The organism is Bacillus sp. J14TS2 (assembly GCF_018333015.1).
In the GTDB taxonomy this organism is placed as follows: Bacteria; Bacillota; Bacilli; order Bacillales; family Bacillaceae_C; genus Lederbergia.
On the sequence record NZ_BORE01000010.1, the window covers coordinates 64,111 to 87,661 of the forward strand.

A 23,551-nucleotide genomic window follows, 5' to 3' on the forward strand; every position below is an offset into this window, starting at 1 on the left:
TCGAAAAATCATTTTAGAGTTCGAAGGAATTTATACCTATGCAACCGTCCGTATGCTCCACTGATGATAGTCTCGCTTTATATATCCTATCCTAAAAAAGGACGAATGTTACATACAGCCCGACTAGTGTGATAAATAGAATAGGTACGGTTAACATAATACCTGTTTTAAAGTACGTCCCCCAAGAGATTTTAACGCCTTTTTGTGATAAAACATGGAGCCATAATAATGTAGCTAATGAACCTATGGGCGTAATTTTCGGACCTAAATCTGCTCCAATTACATTTGCATAGATCAGTGCCTCACGTGTGACACCTGACGTTTGAGTCTCAGCAATAGCTAAGGCGTCAATCATAACCGTTGGCATATTGTTCATAATCGAAGATAAAATCGCTGCGATAAAGCCCATGGCAATCGTGGCTATAAATAAGCCTTGTTCTGCGCTTGCTTGGATGATACTTGCTAGTACATCTGTTAATCCCGCATTCCTTAACCCGAAAATCACCACATACATGCCAATTGAAAAAAATACAATATTCCACGGAGCCTCTTTTATCACCACTTTTGTATTCACCGTCTTACTCTTTCTCGCCATGAGAATAAAGAAAATCGCAATAATCCCTGCAATAATGGATACAGGCAGATGAATAAATTCACTGATAAAGTAGCCGATCACGAGTAATCCTAGAACATACCATGACATTCGGAACAATCTTGCATCTGTAATCGCTGCTTGTGGTTTTCTTAAATGAGAAAGCTCGTATGTTCTTGGAATGCTATTTCGAAAGTAAATTAGTAAGACTGATATCGTGGCTAAAAGTGAAAAAACATTCGGGATTACCATGCGCATTGCATATTCCACAAATCCGATTCCAAAGAAATCTGCTGAAACGATATTCACTAAATTACTGACTACAAATGGCAGCGAGGTTGTATCAGCAATAAATCCGCTCGCCATAATAAACGGAAATACCATTTTTTCCTGAAAATTTAAGTTACGAACCATTGCTAACACAATCGGAGTCAAAATAAGAGCTGCTCCATCATTTGCAAAGAATGCTGCTACAATCGCCCCCAAAATACTCACATAGATAAACATCTTGATGCCATGTCCCTTTGCGGCTCTGGCCATATGAAGAGCGGCCCACTCAAAAAATCCGATCTTATCTAAGATTAAGGAAATCAGGATAATCGCTACAAACGCTAATGTAGCGTTCCAGACAATTTGCGTCACCTCTATAACATCATGAAAACCTACTACCCCTACTAACAAGGCAACAATCGCTCCGCCACATGCTGACCAGCCGATCGATAACCCTTTTGGTTGCCAAATAACAAACACTAATGTGATCAAAAAAATAAACGAAGCTAGTATAACTGATAATGACAATATACTTCCCCCAAATTAGCAACACGCAATCCGTGTCCCTTTTTCTTCTAGTGCTTTTAATAAATGATCTTGACGAGGTAGTTGAGCAAGAATTTCCTGGATAAATGAATAATACTCGTTACTTTTGTTCATCGAATAAAAAATCCATTGCCCCCTTCGTTCTTCTTTCACCAATTGAAGATCTCTCAACTTCCGCAGATGTTGACTAATCGATGGCTGACTCACTTTAAAAATCTCAACAAACTCACAAACACAGCAGTCATGTTGATCTAAAATCTTCATCATGATTAAACGTGTTTTATCTCCAAGTAATTTTAAAATCACTGCCGCTTGTTCCATTTCAATCGTTACTTTTTCCATCTAAAAACACCTCCTATCAACAGAATATAAGTATATAACAATTTGCTTATATATGTAAATGAAAAAAGCTTTAGACTAGTCATATCGAGCGCTTGTTTGTCTTTTTAAGAGTAACACAATAGAGAAAGCTGACCGAATGACTATGGCCAGCTCTGTTTTCTGCTTATTGATTTCCTTTTATAACGGAGTCCGCAACAGCCACTGTCCGTTTCGCTTGGTGCTTCACTGCCGCTTCAACATCTTCAACCATTTTTCCATCTTGTCCAACTGTGACACTTGTCCCATATGGATTTCCACCAGCACCATATAAAACGGGATCTGTATATCCTGGAGGAACGATAATCGCGCCCCAGTGCATCATACTTGTGTATAAAGATAAAATTGTTGCTTCTTGACCACCATGAGGATTCTGAGCAGAAGACATAGCACTTACAACCTTATTGACAGTCTTGCCACTTGCCCAAAGTCCACCTTGAATATCAAGAAATTGTTTCATTTGCGAAGGCATATTCCCAAATCGTGTCGGGACACTGAAAACAATCGCATCTGCCCATTCAAGATCAGCAGATGTCGCGACTGGAACATCTTTCGTCGCATCAACAGTTGCTTTCCATCCTTCATTTCCGGCAATTATAGATTCAGGAGCTAATTCTTCTACCTTAAAAACTTTCACTTCAGCTCCTGCTGCTTTCGCTCCTTCTTCCGCCCATTTTGCTAATTGATAATTTGTTCCACCCATACTATAAAAAATAACCGCTAATTTAACATTTGACATATTGTCCAGCTCCTTTGATTTTCTACCAAATAATTTATTAAAAAAACTCATGTAAAGCACCGTCTCTTTCTATTTTTCATTTTCGAATCTTTTAAAAACCACCTCCAGTGTTAAGGAATATCCCTCTTTCTTATGCCCCTTATGGAGGTTTTTTATTATATTACAAATTCATAATTCTCATATTCGAGATATCGAACAAAAGAATCCCTCCCCTCCATAAAAAGGGGAGATTTATTGGTTTAGATAGACAAATACCACTCTCGAGCAGCATCCACTTCTGTTGCTGTCAATTGATGCCCGCTATTCTCCCAATGAAGATGAACATTGGCGTTTGCTTGTTCAAATAGAGTTTGCAGCTCTACTGTTTCTTCTGCTGAACAAAGTGGATCATTTTTCCCAGTCCCGATAAATACAGGAGTTCCACTTAAATCAGGAAGTTCGATTCCTCTTCTCGGTACCATTGGGTGATGTAAAACCGCCCCTTTTAATGCATCTTGATAATGGAATAGCAAACTTGCCGCTATATTGGCTCCATTGGAGTAACCAATCGCAATCAGTTGCTCGCGATCAAAGTCATATTTTTCAGCGGCTTCATCTAGAAACTCATACAACTCGTTTGTCCGAAAGACTAGATCTTCTTCATCAAATACACCCTCTGCTAATCGTCTAAAGAAACGAGGCATACCATTTTCTAAAACATTCCCTCTTACACTTAAAATATTTGCAGCAGGATCTATTATTTTAGCAAGTGGAAGCAAATCTTGTTCCGTTCCACCCGTTCCATGCAATAAAAGCAAAGTGGTATTATCTAGATCATTTCCCTTTTGAAAAAGATGTTTCATCCTTATCTCCCCTTTCTAGATTGTTTAATCCTCATATTCCTTCTCGAATTCTTTCGTACTTCTTATCGTATCAATCGGACGAATAAGACCTTCAATTTCTTCTCGATTTTCCTCAAAGAATGGTGGTAGAGATAGTTTTTCACCAAGAGTTTCGTATGGTTCATCGCCCATAAAACCAGGTCCGTCTGTGGCTAATTCGAATAAAATATGCGGTGTAACCCTTGTATACAGGGATCCAAAATAATAGCGTTCCACATATCCTGAATTCGGAAAGCGGAAAGTTTGCAATCGTTTCTGCCATTCATCCAGCGCAAAGCGATCTTCCACGCGGAATGCGGTATGATGCACTGTTCCATATCCTTGCCGTGCTTGAGGTAAAATAGCATTATACTCTACGATAACTTGTGCTCCATTGCCACCTTCTCCAACTTCAAATAAGTGATAAGCACCCTCCACGGCTACTTCTTTAAATAAAAGAACTTCCTCCAGCATTTCTTTAAAATAATCGATATTTTCAACGCGAACAAAAATTGGTCCTAGACCAGTAATCGCATATTCCAAAGGAATCGGACCCTTTTGCCAAGGAACTCCAGCAAGAACCCCTTGATTATTTTCATCCGAAATAAGCTGATAGGCTTGCTCATCAAAGTCAATAAAAGAAAGCGTCTTTTTTCCAAATTGTTCTGTGATTCCTTTATGTTTCACATCGAGTCGGTCAAAGCGTTTCACCCAATATTCCAATGCCTTGTCACTTGGTACACGAAAAGAAGTTTTGGCGATCTCATTCGTTCCGTGAACACCTTTGGGAATCCCCGGAAAATCAAAGAATGTCATATCCGTCCCAGGGCTTCCTTTATCGTCAGCGAAAAACAAATGATAAGTTTGAATATCGTCTTGATTCACTGTTTTTTTCACTAAACGTACACCTAAAACCGTTGTGAAAAACTCATATATTTTTTCTGCACTGCTTGTAATGGCTGTTACATGGTGGATTCCTTTTAATTCATTCATGCTCTTTTCCTCCTTAAATTCTTACCATCATTTTGGTCGTTCAATTTCAAAAGTTGGACCAAGTTTAGCATAACTGGCGCCAGCCAAACGGCTCACTGCTGCTAATCCTGTAGGATCAATTCTGCCAGCTTTGTATATTTCATTCTCAATATGAAAGTGAATGACTTTTCCAATAATCAAGTCACAACCTGGTTCATCTTGACCACCCAACTGCAATACTTGCTCCAGTATACATTCCATACGAATTTTCGCTTCTTGAACACCAGGCACAGAAACTTTTGCACTATCAACAGCTGTGAGCCCTGCTATTTCAATCTCACTCTCATCTGGTGATAAAGTTGCCGCTGTTTGATTGATCAAGTCGACATTATGCTCATCGACAATATGAACAACGAATTCTTTTTTCTCGATGATGTTTCTCGCTGTATCCTTCATTTTTCCCCCAGCACGTTGGATCGATAAAGAAATCAGCGGCGGATTGGAAGAGACAATATTAAAATAACTAAAGGGTGCCCCATTTAGTACACCCGATTCAGATAAGCTTGTCACGAAAGCGATCGGCCTTGGGATGATACTCCCGGTTAAAAATTTATAATTTTCTCGTTCTGTATTGGTATTGGGGTCAATGGAAAGCATCAAGTGCATCCCTCCTAATCTAATTCCCTTACTTCAATCGGAATTAACCGCCGGTTCAATTGATCCCGATATTGTTCATATTGCTCAGGTAACTTTAATTGTTCTCCCATTCTTTCTTTTGATTCATCGAGAGCAAATCCAGGAGGATCTGTCGCAATTTCAAATAGTATTTCCCCATGTTCCCGAAAATAGATCGCATTAAAATAATTTCGGTCCTTCACAGGCGTAACACCATACCCATGGGCTGAAACATATTCCTGCCAATTTAATTGGTCTTGATCATCGATTGCTCGAAAGGCAATATGATGAACTGTTCCAGCACCCATTCTCCCCCTTTCTGTCGCGGTCTGTTTTAAATCAATGATATTTCCAATATCTGCAGATGAACGGAAACGGATCAAATCGCCTTCTGCTCCCAAACGTTCCAACCCCATGACTGCTTCTAACAGTTTAGCTGTTTGCTGAGGTTGTGCAGAATAGAGTGTGGCTCCTCCGAATCCTTTAATCGCAACTTCTGGCTTAACGCCACCAAATGTCCACGTATTGATTTCACCTTCTTCTCGTTCAACCAATTCTAAGTGTAAGCCATGGGGGTCAGCAAATTGAATATACTGTTCTCCAAAACGTTCCACCTTTTTAAAGAGAATTTGAAATGTTTCTAATCGTCTCTCCCAAAATGGCAACGTACCTGTAGGAATTACGTACGTTGTCATGCCTACCTGTCCAGCACCAATCTTTCCTTGCTTAGCTCCTGCCCACGGGAAAAAGGTAATTATCGTACCCGGTTTCCCTTCTGCATCTCCAAAATAAAGATGATAGGTGCTTGGATCATCAAAATTGACGGTCTTCTTTACTAAACGCAGCCCAAGTGTACCGGCATAAAAATCTATATTTTCTTGCGGATGCCCAACAATGGCGCTGATATGATGAATCCCACTCGTCCTTTTTTGCATATTACTCACTCCTTCATGTATATTTCATCTATCTAAAATCAAATAATCTCAATTTAATATAATACTAATTCGAGATAATTATTTAAAAAAATTTATAGTTTTTGGGCGTGAAGTCCTAACTTCTTCAGTTGTTCAATCATCTGTTGTTTCTCATCCATATCTAGACCAGCGACGATTTTTTGGATAGCCAATGAATGTTTCGGAAAAACGTCATCCATTAACTCCTTTCCCTTTGCAGTTATAGTGGCAAACGTAATTCGACGATCGTTTGGACATGGTTTTCTCTCTAATAATTTCTTCTTTTCCAATTTATCGACCACATACGTGATGCTACTACTTGCAATCAGAACCTTTTCACCAATCTTTTGGATCGGTTGCTCTCCTTTATTATAAATGAGCTCCAAAACTGCAAATTCAGTTGGATTCAACCCCAAGCATCTAATATCTTCTTCCACGCGCTTTTTAATCGAATCTAAAGCCCTTGTCATAACAACAAATAACTTCAAAGACAGCTCTTCATCATAATGATCTTTGCTCATCGTTATCATTCCTTTTATCTCGAATTCGAGATAATTATATAATGAATATGCTTTTCTGTCAACTGGGGTTTAATTGTGAAGAGTTGGAGCACAGTTTTTAATTCTTGATATGATAGTCGAATATAAAACTTGGAATTTTAGAAGGTAGAGTTTATGCGCATTGCAATCATAACAGATATTCACGGAAATGCCCCGCATTATGGGCTGTTCTTGCGGAAATTGACAATAAAAAAGATGTTGAACATATCTATTGCTTGGGAGATATGATTGGAATTGGTCCTGGCAATCAAATTTAATATGGTCACTATCTGAATGAGGTGAAAAGCCCCTGCTTTGCGGATTGAAAGTAGGAGCTTTTTCTTAAACTGCAGGATCGGGCCAATAGCCTCAAGTATCGATCATTTCGTAGCTCATTTAATAGGATAGACAAGCTCTAAGACCACTTTTTGCCTTTAGCCAGCAACTAGCTAGGTATTCACAAATACTACATTTTAAACCCAATCTTCTCTTTAACCTCATGCAAAAAAGGGATACTTATAGCTCTCGCCTTTTCTGCCCCTTCTTTTAATATTTTATCAATTGTTTCAGGTGAGGACATGAGTTCAGTATATTTTGCCCGTGGTTCTTCGATAAACCGATTCATCACGAGAAACAGTTCCTTCTTCACTTCTCCCCACCCAATGCCATTTCCATATTGCTTTTTCATCGCTTGGATTTCCTGTGAGGAGGCAAATTCTGTATATAATTGGAACAAAATAGATGTATCAGGGTCTTTCGGTGCTTCTGGTGGTAATGAATCTGTTTTAATTTTATTGATAAGTTTTTGCAGCTTTTTTGGTTCTACAAAAAGCGGGATCGTATTTTGATAACTTTTACTCATTTTCCGCCCATCTAATCCAGGTAGGACAGCCGTATCTTTTTTTATTTTATATTCTGGCAGTAGAAATGTTTCACCGTAATTCCGATTAAAATTATGAGCAAGATCTCTCGCAATTTCCACATGCTGAACTTGATCTTTTCCAACTGGAACTACTTCCGTTTGAAACAGCAAAATATCGGCTGCCATAAGGATAGGATAATTAAACAACCCCATATTCACACCAAAGTCAGGATCCCTCCCTAGCCTTTTATTGTCCTCCCCGATCGCTTTATAAGCATGAGCCCGATTCAATAACCCTTTGGAGGCAAAACAACTTAAGATCCAATTTAATTCAAAAATCTCTGGTACATCAGATTGTCGATAAAAGATGACTTGTTCAGGATCAAGCCCTAATGCTAACCATGTTGCGGCCACCCCATTTGATAGGTCACGAAATTCCTCTGCATGATGCATTTTGGTTAACGCGTGATAATCGGCAATAAAATATGCTGCTTGATAATCTGGGGTCCTCGCTAGTTCCAAGGCCGGCTTGATTGCTCCCATATAATTGCCTAAATGAATCTGTCCTGTTGGTTTAATTCCTGTTAAAATCGATTTTTTCACCATACTGTCCTCCTCGAATTTCATACAAAAAGGGCTACCCATCCAAAAAAGGACGAGTAACCCGTGGTGCCACCTTCATTCGTTTACAAAAGCAAACGCACTATTCTGTACGGAAACAAACCCAGTTGTTTCGATACGCGGTCTTTTTTAACGGTAAGACATTCCGCTAAACCTACTGTCATTTCAGTTAAGCAGCTCAGAAGTCCATTCAACTAAAATACCGCACTGATTTTCACCAACCATCAGCTCTCTAAAGCGTTCTTATAGTTTACTCCTCTTCTTCATCGCCTTTTCATTATTGGCCCTATTCTAAATGATTGCTCTGTAAAGGTCAAGATGGTCAATAGCTTTTAAAGGCTAGAAACCCGTACAAAAAACTTATTCTATAAATTCTTAAACACTCATCAGAAGCATATGCTCTTTATACTCCAATTCTGCTCTCTTGTAAGATAAGTGAATCGAATATCCATATAACGATAGCAGCCAAAAGGGAGATCACATAATAATTCATTATGGTAAAAGGCTGCTCTCCATTTATCATCATCATAATCGCAGAGGCAAATAAAGAGGCGCAAATATAGATGAACAGATAGAACAGGTGGAACTTTCTTGGTTTTCGATTTAGACATATTTGAATGGGGACAATAAAAATTAAGTACACGGAAAAATAAATGATCGAGTAGAAGCAAACACCAATAATCGAAAAATAGGATGGTACAAAAAACATTGTGATTATACTTAGGGTTAGCGCAGCTAGTAGTGAACATGGAAGGGATTTTATCACCGTGTTTGGATCAATCTTCAATTTTATCAAAACAGCACATCCTAAAGGAAACATTCATAAGCACAAGATAGCACAGTTAGTGAGTTTTGACGAGGTTTTATATATCTTCTTTTAGAAAGAACTCCAAAAAAGACTAAGTAAATGTAGTTATTGTGTAGAAAAATCAAAATATGATAGTAAAAAAATGACCAATCCGCATTATAATTGGGTTACTAAATCTCATAGAATTTACTTGGAACGGGAGATCACATAAAACTCAATATCATTTATTTGTAAATTCGTGTTACTATATTTGTAGAAATTTCAAAAAAGAGATAATAAATAATTTTTAAGGGGTGAGCTTATGAAATTCGTTCTTATTTTTGGTCCTCAAGCAGTTGGCAAAATGACAGTGGGACAGGAATTAGCAAAAGTTACAGATTTGAAACTATTTCATAATCATATGACGATTGATTTAGTTAATCATTTCTTTGACTACGGTACGAAAGAAGGAAAGAGATTAGTAAGTCTATTTCGGCGGGAGATTTTTGAAGAGGTATCAAGTAGTGATTTATATGGAATGATTTTTACTTATGTATGGGCATTTAATTTACAGGCAGACTGGGATTATGTCAATCAAGTCACTGAGATTTTTGAGTCTAAAGGTGGAACTGTGTACTATGTAGAACTTGAGTCCGATCTGGATGAAAGACTTGAACGAAATAAAAGTTCTAATAGACTTGAACATAAGCCATCGAAAAGGAATATTGAATGGTCTGAAAATGAATTATTAAAATCTTTGGAGACATATAGATTGAATTCCTTAGATGGCGAAATCAACTTCACCAATTATATTAAGATAAATAATACCAACCTGAGTGCGGAAGAAATTGCAAAAACAGTTAAGGGAAAATTCAATTTATAAAAAACGGCATTGAAAAAACGCTTGTTTTTCCAAGCGTTTTTTATTGCTAAATTTGCTACTATTTATTATGTTTTACATAATCTTTGTGCTGTTGATTTGAATTTTCTCCACTTTATCTGAACTACTTACAAAAAGACAATCACTCCCCTTTGTAGATAGCCTTGCCCCTATGCCATTTCCTTCCCATTATGCTCTTCCCAAACCCCAATTGCGGCTCCAGGTCGGGATGAATCAGCTGCTCCATACATTTGATTATTATCCCGATCTAGTAGGATAGCTTGTACATTTCCAATAACAATATCTGTACTTAGGAGCTCAAACCCCATGTTGCATAATTTGTTTTTTACTTTCTCTTCCAGACGCTCATCACATATAATTTTTGGTGTCGTACTGTTATAAATACGTGGCTGTTCAATGGCTTCTTTTAAATCCATTTTATAGTCTAGGACATTGATCATCACTTGGGCTACAGAAGCTACGATGGTTGGACCTCCTGGTGACCCAAGTGTCATGACGGGTTTATCATCATGAAAAATAATCGTCGGACATTTTGTACTGACAGGATACTTATCCGCCTGCAAATCATTTACACTTTCCTCTGTAGGATAAAAATCTGTTAAATCGTTGTTTAAAAGAAAACCATGTCCTGGAACCATAATGCCTGATCCAAAGTAGTGTTCAAGTGAGGATGTACAGGCGGCAATATTCCCCCACCTATCTACAGCGGTAAAATGGGTCGTTTCGCCGCCCCGTAATTCTTGATACGAATCATTCTCTTCATACTTCCAAGGGTTGCCAAAATCGACTCCTTGGTTCATTCTGTCAAAATTGATTAATTTTACTCGTTCGGCGATATATTTCGGATGCAATAATCCATTCACTGGGATATTAAAAAAGTCTGGATCTCCCATATAAGTCAGTTTGTCCGTAAATACAATTCGCATCGCTTCGGCTAGTAAAAAATGCTTCTCCCATGAATTTCTATCATATTGTTCAATTTTTACCATTTCAAGGATTTTCAGTAGCTGAAGCAGCGAAACACCAGCACCGTTCGGTGGTCCAGGGGTTGCCACTTGCAAGCCTTTATAGTCCCCTATGATCGGGTTTTGTATTTCAGCCCGGTAATTTCGCAAGTCTTCCTTCGTCATACAGCCCTTTTTATCATGAATAAGTTGGATGATCGCTTCCCCAATTTCTCCATTATAAAAAGCGCCTATTCCCTTTTCTTGAATAATTCTCAAGGAATGCGCTAATTCTTTGTTTTTCACCATTTTTCCCTTCTTTAAAGGAGTGCCGTCAGGATAGAAAAGCGACCTAGCAGTCTGGCCAACTCTATCGCCATACATATCTAATGCCCTCTCCCACAACCAGTTCACTTCCATCCCTTCTTCTGCTAATTGGGTGGACGGCTCAATTAACTGTGCTAAAGACATTGTGCCGTATATGTCATTCGCTTTTTCCATGGCTTTCAAAATCCCCGGTATCCCGATAAAATTGGCGTTTACTGTGCGCTCAAAAAAAGGAATGATTTTTCCTTTTTCATCCAGGCACATATCAGGTGATAAATGCTCAGGAGCCTTAGAATGCCCATTAATCACTTGTGTAGTCCCTGAATGCTGGTTATACACAAGTAAGAAACCACTTGCACCTAGTCCGGTATTAAAAGGTTCTGACACGGAAAGGGCAAACTGCATCGCAACGATAGCATCCACTGCATTCCCTCCAGCCCGCAATACCTGAGCCCCTATTTCAGATGATTCCTTTGTTGCACTCACTGCCATTCCGAAGTCACCAATGGCCCTTTGCTCCCCCATCTTGATATCTGCCGTTTTTTGCTGTTGAAAAATCTCTCGTATGTCCATTTCAGCTTCCTCCTTGTTTTTCAATTAATTTTTGTTTGATATTTGAAGATGACAGTGGGAGGAGGCGGGAGAGCTCCAGAAACTTGATTATTTGCTCAACTTTTCAATGGTTTTGGCCAACAATGCTGTATGTTGTGGGAAAGTCTTTAAATCGGTATATTCATCGGTTTCACTATGAGAGAATTCACCCATTGGTCCCATTCCATCAACTGTTGGAATCCCCTCCACTGCCGTAAAAGCTGCATCAGACCCTCCACCTGATTGCAATGGATGAACCGACATTCCTAGTTCGTCTCCCGCTTCTTGAATCACTTTTACTAATTGCTCTGTTTCTTCCGTTTTTACCATCGGAGGTCTACTAATACTCCCTTTGAGTTCTGTCGATGTTCCTGGTACATGCTCTTGTTGAGCGATTTTTGTAATTTCTTTCGTTACTTCTCCCGCTTGTTCTTCTCCTTTAATCCGAACATCAATCTCTGCTTTTGCATTTGGAGGTACGGTATTACTTGAGGTTCCGCCATTGACTAAGCCGACATTGACACTTAATCCTTCCTCATAGTTATTTAATTTTTGAAGTTTTAGGATTTTGTCAGAGATTTCCTCAATTGCACTTTTGCCTCTTTTTGGCTCCACACCAGCATGGGCACTTTTCCCTTTTACATCAAGCGAGAAATTTCCTACCCCTTTTCGCTCCGTGACAATCCCTCCGTTAGGACGGGCGCATTCTACAACTAATGAATATTGCTTGTCCTCAGCAATCTGTTTTATCAGTGATTTCGAAGACGGGGAACCCACTTCTTCATCACTATTAAAAATCACATGGATATTTTTATATGCATCAGATCCGCTATTCTTCAAAGCCTTTAAAGCATATAAAACTTGGACATGGCTTGCTTTTTCATCATTTACACCTGGTCCAAACGCTTTATCTCCAATTATTTTAAAAGGACGTTCTCCAGCTTCTCCCTTAGGAAAGACAGTGTCCATATGTGCAATAACCATAATTTTCGGATCGCAGTCTTCATTAGCTTTTATTTCTAAGTGGTTACCAAACTCTTTTTCACGATGTATCTTTACATGCATGCCTGCTGCCTCAAACTTCTCTTTTAAAATATCTCCAACTTCGTCAACACCTTCCTTGTCACCAGATCCGCTATCTGTATTAACAAGTTGTTCCAAGAGTTCAATCATCTCAGGCTTTTTTTCTTCAAGATATGCCTCAATCATGTCTGTCCTCCTATTTTTGAATTGTATGAATACCATACCCTCTTTTTTAAAAGAATTAACCACAACCAAACTTCGAAGAGTTTAATACTATCGAATGCATAAAATTAGAGGCTGCCCAAGAAAGCAATCAAGATTTCTTGGACAACCTCTATTCTTTATATTTTCGATTTTCGTCTCAGTGTAACCGTCCGGAAGAACCTTCAGTGATGGCCGACTCACTTTATTCTAAGAAAGGTTGTGAATACTGAACAACACCTTGCACATTTGCAAGGGCATTCTCTGTTAGTTCGAGCGCCATAAACACTTCATCAGGGACCTCAAATGGTGCGCGAATTTTCCATAATTTTGCTGGTTTAAAGCCAAAACGCGGATAAAAGTCTTTATGCCCTAAAACAATAACAGAGCATTTATCCATTTCTTTTGCCTTTTTTAATGCAGTATGAATCAATTCGCTGCCGATTCCTTGCTTCTGATGTTCGGGGAAAACTGAAACGGGGGCTAGCGCCAATGAATCGGCTGTATGATCCCCATCTACGATTTTAATTTTCGTTAAAAGGATATGCCCCACTATTTCATTATCTTGATCAACGGCAATGAGTGAAAGCTCTGGAATGAAGGCAGCGGAAGTCCGAAGCTGACGAACCAGTATATGTTCTGTCTGATCACTTTTCTCTTCATTTAAAAAAGCTTGTTGAATGATTTCTTCCGTTTTATCATAATCGCTCGTGATTTCTTGTCTAATCAGGATATCCATTTATAATCTCCTCTTCATTTGATCAAATGCCGTTTGACCTTCACCATTCCATATAAAAAAGACCAAAATATGCAAGTGATAAAACCTTGCCTATCCTCTAGACTCTTTCATTCTATCCTTTATTTATGTATAAACACCCGTCGACATAAATGGGATTTTCCCAATTTAAAAAGGATACCACTTAGGCTTTATCTTACTAAAATAATCATGGTCCTCCAAAAACAAGTGAACTTTATCTAACATGTCATTTATGTTGTCAGGAATAGTTTTTATTGTCCAAATTACAGTAGAGAATACACACATTGCTAGGTATAGTGAATATAACCTCCAAAAATATTCATCGGGCTCAATGTTATTGTAATATCCTTTGATTTGCCCGATTGAAAAAGGAATGCTTACATTTCGACTAAAAATACCGATTTTAAGGAATTCATGGATTGGGTCTCCCCAATCATATCTGTTAAAATCTACAACTCCAGCAAATTTTTTATTATTCACAATGATATTCCCAACATGGAAATCATCATGTTGAAATACATTGGGTCGTTGCTTCATAAGATGAATGTTTTCATCAATAAAGTCCATTATCTTTTTGTCATGCTTAACTTTTATTCCACACGCTAAATAAGCATTTACATAATTCTTATGCTTTTCCATTTTTCTTACATACCAAGACGTGACATGGTTTGGAGCAGTATATTGATGCATTTTTCTTAGTTCTTTTCCAGCCTCGATACCGATATTAAATTGTTCCTGTTCTGAGTATTGAGGCAGTTCCTCTTCAGCATCCTTACCATCAATGTAAGTCGTAATGATATAGCCTTGATTATCAACCGTACCAATCGAAATTGGTAGAGAGCAAGTGACATTATAATCTTGCATTTTTCTAGGATTGAATATTCCATCTCTTTAGAATTGAACTCATCATGATTAAACACTCGAAGAAGGACCTTTTTATTTTCAAGAATTATTAAATATTTTTGATCTGAAGAAGCTCCCTTTTTAATTTGAATAATGTCCTTACTATTACTTAATAATGGAATTTTATCGGTTAGTTCTTCAATCATGCTCTCACCCCTGATAATAATTTATGAGGACTAATATAAATGGTAACCTTTCTGTGAAAAGAAACTTTATACTCACCATTCCAGGTATAAGGTAATGCCATTCCGATAATACCCATTATAACAAAGTTGATTTTTACCTCGGTGTATTACTAGGGATCATTTTCACTTATTTAATCAGCTTAATCGACCCTGGAATACTTTCTTTCAATTTTCCAATGATTGCCGTTATGTTGATCATCATTTATCTATTTGCCTATATAGTTTTAATCCCAGTCACAAATCACTTAGGTAAGCTAAATATTTCTGAAGAATTAATGCAGGGAAATAGATAAAGCTTGAAGATGAGTAAAACGACAATGGTATAAATAATATTAGGCTTTTATACAGACTTTGTGAATGGTCTCTGCATAAAAGCCTTATATAAAAGTTTGGAGTTTTCCTGCTTCCATTAACGCCAAGGGAGATTTTCCTCTTCATTCATTAGACTGCTTCTCTTTTGCAAGCTTGTCGCGATCAATCGCTTTTGGAGGTTGTTCCATCCATCCATGATCAATCATAATATTAGCGCCATCTTCTACATAAAGACTTACATCCATTATAAACTTAGCGTACATGGCACCAATATCACGTCTTCCATTGAGTGATGCACCATTGGCATAAGATCTAATTTTCATTGAAAACGTATCAATTTTATGCCAGAGCATCAATTTATCTGAAAAAGGGGAAAAGGTCGACGTTGTTATTAGGTTATCTAATAGAGACGGCGACGGCAAATTATTTTTATGAAGTTGCTGCGAACAGGTTTCTATATGCTTGTTCGTCAATTCCTTCCCTCGTAACATAAATTTTTTTACTTTGTCTATTTTGGATACTTGGCCAAATGCAAGAAGCAATGCCTTACTTGTCACATTATTTTCGATATTATCAAATAGATGTGCCACTTCAAGCGCATGAAGAGGCCGGATATGACCGAAAAAACCACTTAAATAGTTTTGCTGTTTGACAAAGTCAACGCTTTTAGGATTAGGAAGAGTCGGTGGCTTTACATTCAAGCCTTTTTGGGTCGATACCTCATTAATTTGTGTGACAAGTTGCACAGTGGAGTCCAGAGTACGGATAAAAAAATCCTTTATATCTTTCCTGATCATTAAAGGGACGGCAATCGAATAGATACTCAATCCAGCCTTACTTGTATACTTTAAATAGTGAAGATAAAACTCATCAGCAAATAACCTTGGAGCCCCTAAGTTTACATCTTCATTCGTGAAGCCCATAGGAACAGGAAAATTTTCTTGAACAAAGATCTCCCTTATCCTCGACACAAGCGTTTGACTTAAAGTTAAGGCATCTTCTAAGACCTTCTTAATTTCTTTGTCTTCCACATGCTGAAGAAAATATTGGAGAACACAGCTAGCCATCGTATTCCCAGTGTATGTAGCCCAAAGTTTTCCCATTTCCGCTGCGGTTAATTGATCATGTATATCATTCGATTTTCGTGTTTTGATTTTAGTCGGCTTTGTCGGCTCCACTACATACGTGCCCCTTTCATAATGAACATTTTCTTTATTTTCAACTTAAAGATCGAAACTATTCATTATTTAGAAACAAATACGCGTTTTAGAATATGTTTTTGTCAAAAAAATACTTTTATTAGGTTACCAAACATTCACATTTTAGCATCCTGTTAAAAGTATATAATCATCTTAGTAAAGAGATAAGAGCTTTAATTCATCATCACTTTAGGCCATGCAACCTCTAATTGAATACCATTGTTATCCGTAAAAATAAAATTACATATACTACCTTGAGTATAAACGTCAGTCATAATTATATCTTCCCTCTTTAACTTTTCTCTCAAAAGAAGCCCTTGTTCCTCAGTCTCCACCGCGAAAGCAATGTGCTGAAGAGCACCTGGTAAATGGCTGTACAGTTCGGCCGCCCTCGGGTTCTCAGCCAAACGTCTTAATTCCTGATCGCTTCGAAAGATTTTGGCCTCTGGATTTTCGAAAAAATGAATTCCCCAAGTATCTACATTTCCAGGTTTAATAAAACAATGTCTCCCTCGTTGCTTAAATGCTGGATAAACATCTCCAACCTCCATCTCTAGCACAGTCTGATAAAAATGGATTGTCTCATCTAAATTTGGAGTCACCAAAGCAATATGGTGAAATCCCTGCCATATAAAATGCTTTTGCTCCTGTTCCTGCTGTTTTTTATTACTCATGAACACTCACTCCCTCACATTTAATTAGAATCCTAACTAATAAGGTAAAAAAATTACGATTTACTTTTTTTCAAACAAATTAACCGTTTTAATAAGGAGACTTTTCAACATTGCAAATTCTTCAGCCGATAAACCATCTTTAATCCGATCTTCAACTAGGTGTGTAAAGTGTTGGGTCTCCATTGCAATCTTCTTTCCCTCTTCTGTTAGGAAAATTTGCTTGTAACGCGCGTCTTTTGAATAGTTTTTGCGTATAATAAGCTTTTTCTTTTCTAATCCATTCATAAGACTGGTTACACTCGGACGCTCAATCATGAGGATTTGTTCTAATTCTGATGAAGTGATTCCAGGAAAGTAATGAAGAATCCCTAAAGCATTCCACTGAGTATGTGTCAATCCGACCTGCCTTAATTCTTCTTCAACTTCACGTCGTAACGTAATATAAGCTGTCTTGACTATCCTGCCAATTGGCCCCTGATCCCATTTCCAGCTTGATTTGTTTGTAGAATTATTCATGTGTATACCCTCTTTTAATATTAGTTAGAATTCTAACTAATATTAAATGAGTCGCCTTTCCTTGTCAAGATCGAAATGGTGCTAAACCAAAACTATATATAATTACAGGACTAGTTAAGATTAACCAATCCTGTAGCTGTTCTTGCTCTTATAGGGATCACACCTTTTTGCTGGTCTAATAGAACGAATTGTCCTTCTTCTGAATGAATTAACCTTACAATTCGATTTCCTTTGGCTTTAAAATCACGAATCCCAACAACATTTTTTAATCCCCATACTTTTTCAATCATAGCATTCATATATCTTCATCCTTGCTATATCCAAAAAACGTCATTTGCCCGTTTTCATTTTCAACAATACTGTACGGATGACTCTGGTCAGAATGTCTGCGAACGAATTTCCCTTCACCTACTGGATAGATTTCAATATGAAGATTGCCATTGAATCTTGTAAAATATAATTTGCCATCAATGTATTCTACATGGATCTTATCTTTCAAGTACACTCCACAATACCTTTGAAGCTTGTTTACAGTTATTGAAATCTCTTCATGCTTGATTGGAGGATCAACATCTACTTCATGGAGGATATCTGAAATTGCATCACCCAATCTGTACTGGTTGATTGTTTCATTATTGGAAAGAATGCTTACACAAATATCTTCATCGAAAAAATCCACCATATACGTACTGATTCCCAAATGATCTCCTCCATGGGAATATTTGTCTGTCTCATAAACCTGATGATGCACAAGTCCATAACAATAATTATTGCTATTTTCGTTATAGAATCTATTATACGCTTTCTCTGACAAGATTTTCCGATCGCGCAAACAGACATACCATTTGTATAAATCATCGCTGTTTGAAACGATAGCACCTGCACCGATACTAAATTTTTCGTTATAATAGGGAGATTTGATGGTTGTCTGAAAATCCGTTACATAGTTACAGGACCTATTTTGAATCGGTTTGCTGCTGTCATCCACACTACTGTTCATCATATTCAGTGGTAAAAATATATTTTTTCGAATATAGTCTTCATAATTATCTCCTGAAATGTTTTCAATAATCCATGCAAGCAAATTGTAATTTGAGTTATTGTAATCATATACTGTGCCAGGTGGTTTTGTAGGACTTTTCTTAATATATCGCTGAAAGAAGTCCTTCTTCGAATATTCCAACCGATTGTATCCAGCAAAAAAATCATCTTCAAAGTTATAAAAATTATACAATCCAGAAGTATGTGATAACAAATGATGGACAGTGATCGATTGATCAATTTGCAGATCAGTAGGCAAGTATTGCTGTGCGGGCTGGTCGATATCTAATCGTTTCTGATCATATAAGATCATAATCGTGAAGGCGGTAAACTGTTTTGACAAGGAAGCAAGAGAAAAACACGAATCGATCTTATTTTTAATCCCAAATTCAATATTCGCATAGCCGTATGCACCTTTAAAAAGGACCTCACCTTTTTTAACTACTTGAATAACCCCGTAAAAATCCCACAAATTGAGATATTGATTAATATAAACCTCTAATTTCGATCGTGTAGCTAGTATACGATCTCCTCCCTTAAAAGTATGAGTCATTCGCCTCTTCTACCTTTCATGAGTAGATAATAACCATTCCAACTTTTCCATTAATACTGACTTATATTTTTCCTTGTCATAGCTTGAATTATTTATTTTCAGTTGTTTGATATTCAACTTATTCACTATTTTCATTTCTAACTCTCTTCTTGCTTCTAATACTTTAATCGTTCCTTCTATCCCTTCATACCCATGTTGTTTTCCAAAGCCTTGAGTTGTGTAATATTGTATAAATCCTTCTGACCAGGCTTTTGGTCTTTCCCTGACCGCCTTTTTAAACGAATATGCAAGGTCATCTTGTTCAATATAAACTAAAACAGGATTTAAGCGCTCTATTTGTCTTTCTAATTTTTTTACATAATCAATTATTTTCTCTTCTTCTTCACCATATTTTATCATACCAATCGTTAAGGGATTCTGGATAAAGCAGCATTCAAAAATATAGGTTTTATGATCATGAACGGCATTGTTTGCAAATTCAGCCCATTTGCTATCAATTAACTCCACATTTTTCGCAAATGGTAATTCATATATATCCTTTTTAAAAATTTCGTTCAATAATTCATCCGGAAACTGATCACCAAATTCATTTTTTATCTTACTATATGGCAAAAAATAATGTTGATCTTTCTCTATTACTCTATGAAGAAATACCTCTCTAAAACTTCCACTAATGGATAAGATCTTATCAAACTCATCTTTAGTGAACCAGGCTACCCCATCATAATCCGCCGGGTGGTCTAAGTTCCCTTCTAAAACTAGTTCGACTTCCTTATTATTCTCTGAAAGAATGCCTTTAATAAGCTCTGCAGTGGTTGATTTTCCAAACCCAGGTAATCCCTCGACAATAATTAGTTTTGTGTTCATAAAATGTATACGTTCCTTCCTTTCAATACTTGGAGACCTACTTATCGGGTATTAACGTCCATTATTCCCTACTTAAACTTTCTAAAATCTTATAGTCTTGAAGTGGGATCCTACAAACAGTTATTTACTCCACTAAAAACACTCCTTTGAGTTTTTTGGAACACTATTCGCAATCATCTTAGCTTCAGCTTTTATAAATAATCGGTCATTATTTGTTCTATTAACAATGTAATATCTTCTGCTGTTTTACATTCAATAATTTGATCATGGTATCTGGTCAATAATCCATATCTAGCTATTTTTTGCAGATCTGGACTCGATAAGTCATTCCCCTGTCTAGGGATACGTTCGACATCCCATAAGCTTTTTTCACACTCGGGTCCATCATGCACGAGTTCCGAATTTGGGATGACGAGAACCATCCTATCTACTTCCGCTTTTAGTTCGATTAATTCTTTCACTGTATCCTGCCAATCATTGCCGACTAGACTAATCCCGCCGTCAGTAATCAGAAGCACGATTGTTTCTTTGGTGTATGCCTTTTCTTTGCGTACATTTTTCAATGCGAGCGAGATTCTTGTTCCATTCTCCCAAGAATTTGCTTGCTTTTTCATATCTTCATACAGCTCTCTAAATGATCCCTTTTTGCTCAAAGAGTTTATATGGGTTGGCAGATCCGAAAAAATATACGTATGAATCGATGCAACTTGTTCCAAGCAAGAAATAATGTATAAAGTAATGGCTACATACTTCCCCATTGAGCCTGATACATCCCCAATAATTAACAATTCAAGTGATTTATCTCGATGAGATGACAGGGAGGGACTATCTTTATAGCTAAACCCATTAAACAGACCACCAGCTTCTGCTATTTTTCTCACAGTCCTTTTTGCATCGATATTCTTATACCGTCTTTTTTTAACAATTTGCTGTGATTTGAACTCCGGGCTCGAAGTGCTTTTGACTAATCTTCGAAAAACATATTTCATTTCCTCGATATCCTGATCATCTAGATGTTCAATATTATTTTCCAGGCTTTGTGCTATCGATTGGACTGAAGTAGTTTGATCTTGTCCCTTATGATAGAACGATTCAGTGTTTCTCTGAACAGGATGTTCTTCCGCTTTTGATATCCATTCATCTAAATACTCATAAAAATGATAATTGCTTAATTCATCTATGAATTCTCCATACTCTTCCTCAGATAAATTCCCTGAGTTTAGTAATTTTTCTGATCTACTCTCCGATAAATCCGTTAGATATACTTGATCATCGCCATCAATATCCAGCTTCTTATTGCTAGGATCTGTGCTTTTTGTCGAATCCATCCGCTCAGCTTCTATAGGATCACTACTTACCCTCGGGCTCTCTATTTCTCGAGATAGGATCATGTGATCAATCATCGCATCTATAGACATCCTCATCCGCTTTTTCTCTAGGTAGTTATCCTTCAGTTGTTTATACCATTTAATGTAGGATTCGATATTTAAATGACTGTCCATGAGGATATTTCATCCCAGCCTTTCTTCTCATCTTGCGGATATTTTAAAATCAGTCCGATCGTCACTTGTATCGCTTCAAGAGTAAGAACTCCATTATTTTCCAAGAGAAGAGCATTTGTCCATTCTAAAACTTCCCCGATCGACGGGTTCTTTTCTAGCGGCAATAGCCGAAGACGATGAACGATATAGGCAATTCGCTTCGCCATAGCATAGCTACAACCCGTTTTAGTTGAAAGCATTTCCGCTAACATCTTTTCTTCTGGAAATTTAAGCTCAATCCAAGCAATCCGACGCATAATGGCTGGATCCAAGGTTTGATATTCATTACTAGTGAGAAATATGTATATAGGTGATTTTGCTTGCAATAATTTCGGTTCTTCCGCTAAATCATGTACAACCATTTGTTTTTTATCTAAAAATCTAAGAAAAAAATTGGATGTTGTTTCATTTAGCTTATCAACCTCATCAATTCTTAAAACAACAGGTTGCTCCGAATGTAAGCATTCTAAGAGTGGGGTTAAATTAAGATATTCCTTACTGAATGGATCACCAGTTAAGCGATTTGTCTGTGCATCCACAATTTGCTTAAATGAATTCCAGGAAACACCTATGTCTGCAGCCTCAAGCTGACTATGACATTCAATATCTATAAATTTTGCATTCAACAGCTTACTCATTTGCTCAGCTAACTCTGATTTTCCAATCCCAGGTTCACCCCTCAGACCAATAGGTTTTCCTAGTGTTAAATAGGTAATTAGTTTTTTACAGTAATATTGATTTGCTGCTAATGCTTTTTTCAATTCTCTATAATCTGTTACGACCATCTGGAACCTAACTCCTTCCAAATTAGGAATTTAATGTAGCGTCAGCATTTGTAGGCATTCTATTTATTTCTTTCAGGAATCTATTTACGAAGTCGCATTCAGAAAACTTCTCATAAAAAATTCCTTTGTTTTTAACCATGAATCCTGACTTGCAAGGGCGGTCCCCTTTGTATGGCGGCCTGCATTACCTACGAACAGATATGGTATTCCAATAGAATGTGTCCCGCCTTGATAATTATAATGATGATACTCATATGGGTGATCGTACTTCTTTAGGCGATCCATACCCGTTTTCGAGAAATTTGGCACAACACCATCTTCTTGTCCTGTAATAAACATAACTGGCCCTTTGATTTTTTCAACTGGGATCGTTGCCTTCTCCACTATATCTGGATCTGAACCAAGATGTCTATACCACTCCACATAAGGGTTTCCTTCATTCGCTTTAAACATTCTCAAGCATTCTAATGCTACTTCCTTTGGATTATTTGGCGTAGCATAAGGGATTGGTTTCCCATTATAAGTCCAAGATGGCGGCAGCGTTTCAGCATCTGACCATGGTACTATTCCTGCAAAGGATATAGCGAATCCATTTAACGCAACGACAGCTTTTATTTGCTGAAAAAGGGATCCACTTAGTAGTGCAGCCTCCACACCCTTGGATGTTCCATGGATACCTAGCCACCCCGCTTTGACGTCTTCCCGGCTTTCCATCCAAGTAATCGCTTTTTCTACATACTCTAACGGAATATGTGCAAGTCTTTCCGGTAAGTCTTCCATACCAAAATAAGCCAATGCTAAGGTCGTAAATCCATGAGATGCAAGCATGGCAGACATGTACTCATTTAATCCTCCCTCAGAGCCACTTAAAAAAATGACGCCAGGACGTGGAATTCCATCTTTAGGAGAAAATAATGTTGCGACTAGGCCATTTTCACGTATCGGAGTTCTTACAATATCCTCCGATAACCATAACCTTTTGAAATCCTTTGAGCATAAGATCTCATTATCAGCGTTTCGGACTTCAAGGGTCATCTCTTGGGGAGAATTGGCGCCTTGTCTACCGGACTCACTATTATCCTGCTGAACTACTTTTTCAATTTGAAGTGACCAAAAAAGCCCCATCGGATCAATTCCTTGATAAGTCCCACCAATTGACGGTTGCGATGCAAGATCTACCTCACCATTTTCATCCACAATATACTCTCCCTGCGAAGCGAAATGATTGCTTTTATTCTGAGATATACGCCGTGCTTGGATCATTACAAATTGTCCTGCTTGAAGTCCTAAAACCTTGATTCTAACAGGCTCATCAATTAGGGATTGAATTGGCTCAACCGTTATTCTCAAACAAAAAACCTCCTAGGATTATTAGAAAAGCGCAAGCGCCTTGATGTAAGACGAAAGGTTAAGTTCGCGCCGTCCTGGCGCAACACC

The 23,551-nt window shown here is 37.6% G+C and carries 24 protein-coding genes and 1 other annotated feature; of the genes, 1 reads left to right on the forward strand and 23 read right to left on the reverse strand.

What is annotated here, in order from left to right:
• Positions 1-91 precede the first annotated feature (91 nt).
• The 10 genes from KI375_RS15930 to KI375_RS15975 all read right to left on the reverse strand — a co-directional run bounded on the left by KI375_RS15930 (position 92) and on the right by KI375_RS15975 (position 8,803).
• A complete protein-coding gene (locus tag KI375_RS15930) occupies positions 92-1,390 on the reverse strand; it encodes an arsenic transporter (protein WP_212974461.1) in 1,299 nt (432 codons plus the stop codon).
• A 15-nt stretch (positions 1,391-1,405) separates the two neighbouring features.
• The gene (locus KI375_RS15935) at positions 1,406-1,750 is read right to left on the reverse strand and encodes an ArsR/SmtB family transcription factor (RefSeq protein ID WP_212974462.1); all 345 of its coding nucleotides are present in this window, start codon (positions 1,748-1,750) and stop codon (positions 1,406-1,408) included.
• A gap of 163 nt (positions 1,751-1,913) precedes the next feature.
• On the reverse strand, positions 1,914-2,525 hold the full coding sequence (wrbA, locus tag KI375_RS15940) for an NAD(P)H:quinone oxidoreductase (protein ID WP_212974463.1): 612 nt from the start codon (positions 2,523-2,525) through the stop codon (positions 1,914-1,916).
• Positions 2,526-2,764: 239 nt separating this feature from the next.
• The gene (locus KI375_RS15945; RefSeq protein ID WP_212974464.1) at positions 2,765-3,367 is read right to left on the reverse strand and encodes an alpha/beta hydrolase; all 603 of its coding nucleotides are present in this window, start codon (positions 3,365-3,367) and stop codon (positions 2,765-2,767) included.
• A gap of 24 nt (positions 3,368-3,391) precedes the next feature.
• The gene (locus KI375_RS15950; RefSeq protein WP_212974465.1) at positions 3,392-4,378 is read right to left on the reverse strand and encodes a ring-cleaving dioxygenase; all 987 of its coding nucleotides are present in this window, start codon (positions 4,376-4,378) and stop codon (positions 3,392-3,394) included.
• A gap of 27 nt (positions 4,379-4,405) precedes the next feature.
• Positions 4,406-5,014, reverse strand: coding sequence for a flavin reductase family protein (locus KI375_RS15955; protein ID WP_212974636.1), 609 nt, complete (start codon positions 5,012-5,014; stop codon positions 4,406-4,408).
• 14 nt (positions 5,015-5,028) lie between these two features.
• Positions 5,029-5,967 carry a ring-cleaving dioxygenase gene (locus KI375_RS15960; protein WP_212974466.1) on the reverse strand — a complete coding sequence of 313 codons (939 nt, stop codon included), beginning with the start codon at positions 5,965-5,967 and terminating at the stop codon, positions 5,029-5,031.
• 92 nt (positions 5,968-6,059) lie between these two features.
• Positions 6,060-6,515 (reverse strand): MarR family winged helix-turn-helix transcriptional regulator, encoded by a 456-nt coding sequence (locus KI375_RS15965; protein ID WP_374706856.1) that lies wholly within the window; start codon positions 6,513-6,515, stop codon positions 6,060-6,062.
• 475 nt (positions 6,516-6,990) lie between these two features.
• Positions 6,991-7,992: a tryptophan--tRNA ligase gene (locus tag KI375_RS15970; protein WP_212974468.1), complete on the reverse strand. Its 1,002-nt coding sequence runs from the start codon at positions 7,990-7,992 to the stop codon at positions 6,991-6,993.
• 42 nt (positions 7,993-8,034) lie between these two features.
• Positions 8,035-8,283: a binding site (T-box leader), on the reverse strand.
• A 127-nt stretch (positions 8,284-8,410) separates the two neighbouring features.
• On the reverse strand, positions 8,411-8,803 hold the full coding sequence (locus tag KI375_RS15975) for a UPF0715 family protein (protein WP_212974469.1): 393 nt from the start codon (positions 8,801-8,803) through the stop codon (positions 8,411-8,413).
• Positions 8,804-9,116: 313 nt separating this feature from the next.
• Between KI375_RS15975 and KI375_RS15980 the strand changes: the two genes are divergently transcribed.
• Positions 9,117-9,677, forward strand: coding sequence for an AAA family ATPase (locus tag KI375_RS15980; protein WP_212974470.1), 561 nt, complete (start codon positions 9,117-9,119; stop codon positions 9,675-9,677).
• 167 nt (positions 9,678-9,844) lie between these two features.
• On the opposite strand, the gene ggt is transcribed toward KI375_RS15980, so the two are convergent.
• The 13 genes from ggt to KI375_RS16045 all read right to left on the reverse strand — a co-directional run bounded on the left by ggt (position 9,845) and on the right by KI375_RS16045 (position 23,464).
• Positions 9,845-11,539: a gamma-glutamyltransferase gene (gene ggt, locus KI375_RS15985; RefSeq protein WP_212974471.1), complete on the reverse strand. Its 1,695-nt coding sequence runs from the start codon at positions 11,537-11,539 to the stop codon at positions 9,845-9,847.
• Positions 11,540-11,626: 87 nt separating this feature from the next.
• Positions 11,627-12,766 (reverse strand): M20 family metallopeptidase, encoded by a 1,140-nt coding sequence (locus KI375_RS15990; protein WP_244852730.1) that lies wholly within the window; start codon positions 12,764-12,766, stop codon positions 11,627-11,629.
• A gap of 220 nt (positions 12,767-12,986) precedes the next feature.
• Complete coding sequence (locus KI375_RS15995; RefSeq protein ID WP_212974472.1) at positions 12,987-13,520, reverse strand: GNAT family N-acetyltransferase; 534 nt, start codon at positions 13,518-13,520, stop codon at positions 12,987-12,989.
• A gap of 165 nt (positions 13,521-13,685) precedes the next feature.
• Positions 13,686-14,402: an aminoglycoside phosphotransferase family protein gene (locus KI375_RS16000; RefSeq protein WP_244852732.1), complete on the reverse strand. Its 717-nt coding sequence runs from the start codon at positions 14,400-14,402 to the stop codon at positions 13,686-13,688.
• A gap of 658 nt (positions 14,403-15,060) precedes the next feature.
• Entirely contained in the window at positions 15,061-16,116 is a 1,056-nt protein-coding gene (locus tag KI375_RS16005; RefSeq protein ID WP_212974473.1) for a DUF3231 family protein, read from the reverse strand.
• A gap of 194 nt (positions 16,117-16,310) precedes the next feature.
• Positions 16,311-16,811 carry a VOC family protein gene (locus KI375_RS16010; RefSeq protein ID WP_212974474.1) on the reverse strand — a complete coding sequence of 167 codons (501 nt, stop codon included), beginning with the start codon at positions 16,809-16,811 and terminating at the stop codon, positions 16,311-16,313.
• A 60-nt stretch (positions 16,812-16,871) separates the two neighbouring features.
• Positions 16,872-17,327: a MarR family winged helix-turn-helix transcriptional regulator gene (locus KI375_RS16015; protein ID WP_212974475.1), complete on the reverse strand. Its 456-nt coding sequence runs from the start codon at positions 17,325-17,327 to the stop codon at positions 16,872-16,874.
• A gap of 110 nt (positions 17,328-17,437) precedes the next feature.
• Entirely contained in the window at positions 17,438-17,626 is a 189-nt protein-coding gene (locus KI375_RS16020) for a hypothetical protein (RefSeq protein WP_212974476.1), read from the reverse strand.
• Positions 17,623-18,921, reverse strand: a complete 1,299-nt coding sequence (locus KI375_RS16025) for a serine hydrolase domain-containing protein (protein WP_212974477.1) — start codon at positions 18,919-18,921, stop codon at positions 17,623-17,625. Before KI375_RS16025 ends, KI375_RS16020 begins: the two co-directional genes overlap by 4 nt.
• 9 nt (positions 18,922-18,930) lie before the next feature.
• Positions 18,931-19,788, reverse strand: a complete 858-nt coding sequence (locus KI375_RS16030) for a P-loop NTPase family protein (RefSeq protein ID WP_212974478.1) — start codon at positions 19,786-19,788, stop codon at positions 18,931-18,933.
• 191 nt (positions 19,789-19,979) lie between these two features.
• The gene (locus tag KI375_RS16035) at positions 19,980-21,290 is read right to left on the reverse strand and encodes a VWA domain-containing protein (protein ID WP_212974479.1); all 1,311 of its coding nucleotides are present in this window, start codon (positions 21,288-21,290) and stop codon (positions 19,980-19,982) included.
• Complete coding sequence (locus KI375_RS16040) at positions 21,275-22,114, reverse strand: AAA family ATPase (protein WP_212974480.1); 840 nt, start codon at positions 22,112-22,114, stop codon at positions 21,275-21,277. The genes KI375_RS16035 and KI375_RS16040 overlap by 16 nt, the downstream gene beginning before the upstream one ends.
• 84 nt (positions 22,115-22,198) lie before the next feature.
• Positions 22,199-23,464 carry an acyl-CoA thioesterase/bile acid-CoA:amino acid N-acyltransferase family protein gene (locus tag KI375_RS16045; protein ID WP_244852734.1) on the reverse strand — a complete coding sequence of 422 codons (1,266 nt, stop codon included), beginning with the start codon at positions 23,462-23,464 and terminating at the stop codon, positions 22,199-22,201.
• Positions 23,465-23,551 lie beyond the last annotated feature (87 nt).

Bases quoted from the DNA above. Each gene is read 5' to 3' on its own strand.
- KI375_RS15935 (WP_212974462.1), bottom strand. From the start codon at position 1,750: ATGGAAAAAGTAACGATTGAAATGGAACAAGCGGCAGTGATTTTAAAA.
- wrbA (WP_212974463.1), bottom strand. From the start codon at position 2,525: ATGTCAAATGTTAAATTAGCGGTTATTTTTTATAGTATGGGTGGAACA.
- KI375_RS15945 (WP_212974464.1), bottom strand. From the start codon at position 3,367: ATGAAACATCTTTTTCAAAAGGGAAATGATCTAGATAATACCACTTTG.
- KI375_RS15950 (WP_212974465.1), bottom strand. From the start codon at position 4,378: ATGAATGAATTAAAAGGAATCCACCATGTAACAGCCATTACAAGCAGT.
- KI375_RS15955 (WP_212974636.1), bottom strand. From the start codon at position 5,014: ATGCTTTCCATTGACCCCAATACCAATACAGAACGAGAAAATTATAAA.
- KI375_RS15960 (WP_212974466.1), bottom strand. From the start codon at position 5,967: ATGCAAAAAAGGACGAGTGGGATTCATCATATCAGCGCCATTGTTGGG.
- KI375_RS15965 (WP_374706856.1), bottom strand. From the start codon at position 6,515: ATGATAACGATGAGCAAAGATCATTATGATGAAGAGCTGTCTTTGAAG.
- KI375_RS15970 (WP_212974468.1), bottom strand. From the start codon at position 7,992: ATGGTGAAAAAATCGATTTTAACAGGAATTAAACCAACAGGACAGATT.
- KI375_RS15980 (WP_212974470.1), top strand. From the start codon at position 9,117: ATGAAATTCGTTCTTATTTTTGGTCCTCAAGCAGTTGGCAAAATGACA.
- ggt (WP_212974471.1), bottom strand. From the start codon at position 11,539: ATGGACATACGAGAGATTTTTCAACAGCAAAAAACGGCAGATATCAAG.
- KI375_RS15990 (WP_244852730.1), bottom strand. From the start codon at position 12,766: ATGATTGAGGCATATCTTGAAGAAAAAAAGCCTGAGATGATTGAACTC.
- KI375_RS15995 (WP_212974472.1), bottom strand. From the start codon at position 13,520: ATGGATATCCTGATTAGACAAGAAATCACGAGCGATTATGATAAAACG.
- KI375_RS16000 (WP_244852732.1), bottom strand. From the start codon at position 14,402: ATGCAAGATTATAATGTCACTTGCTCTCTACCAATTTCGATTGGTACG.
- KI375_RS16010 (WP_212974474.1), bottom strand. From the start codon at position 16,811: ATGAGTAATAAAAAACAGCAGGAACAGGAGCAAAAGCATTTTATATGG.
- KI375_RS16015 (WP_212974475.1), bottom strand. From the start codon at position 17,327: ATGAATAATTCTACAAACAAATCAAGCTGGAAATGGGATCAGGGGCCA.
- KI375_RS16020 (WP_212974476.1), bottom strand. From the start codon at position 17,626: ATGAATGCTATGATTGAAAAAGTATGGGGATTAAAAAATGTTGTTGGG.
- KI375_RS16025 (WP_212974477.1), bottom strand. From the start codon at position 18,921: ATGACTCATACTTTTAAGGGAGGAGATCGTATACTAGCTACACGATCG.
- KI375_RS16030 (WP_212974478.1), bottom strand. From the start codon at position 19,788: ATGAACACAAAACTAATTATTGTCGAGGGATTACCTGGGTTTGGAAAA.
- KI375_RS16035 (WP_212974479.1), bottom strand. From the start codon at position 21,290: ATGGACAGTCATTTAAATATCGAATCCTACATTAAATGGTATAAACAA.
- KI375_RS16040 (WP_212974480.1), bottom strand. From the start codon at position 22,114: ATGGTCGTAACAGATTATAGAGAATTGAAAAAAGCATTAGCAGCAAAT.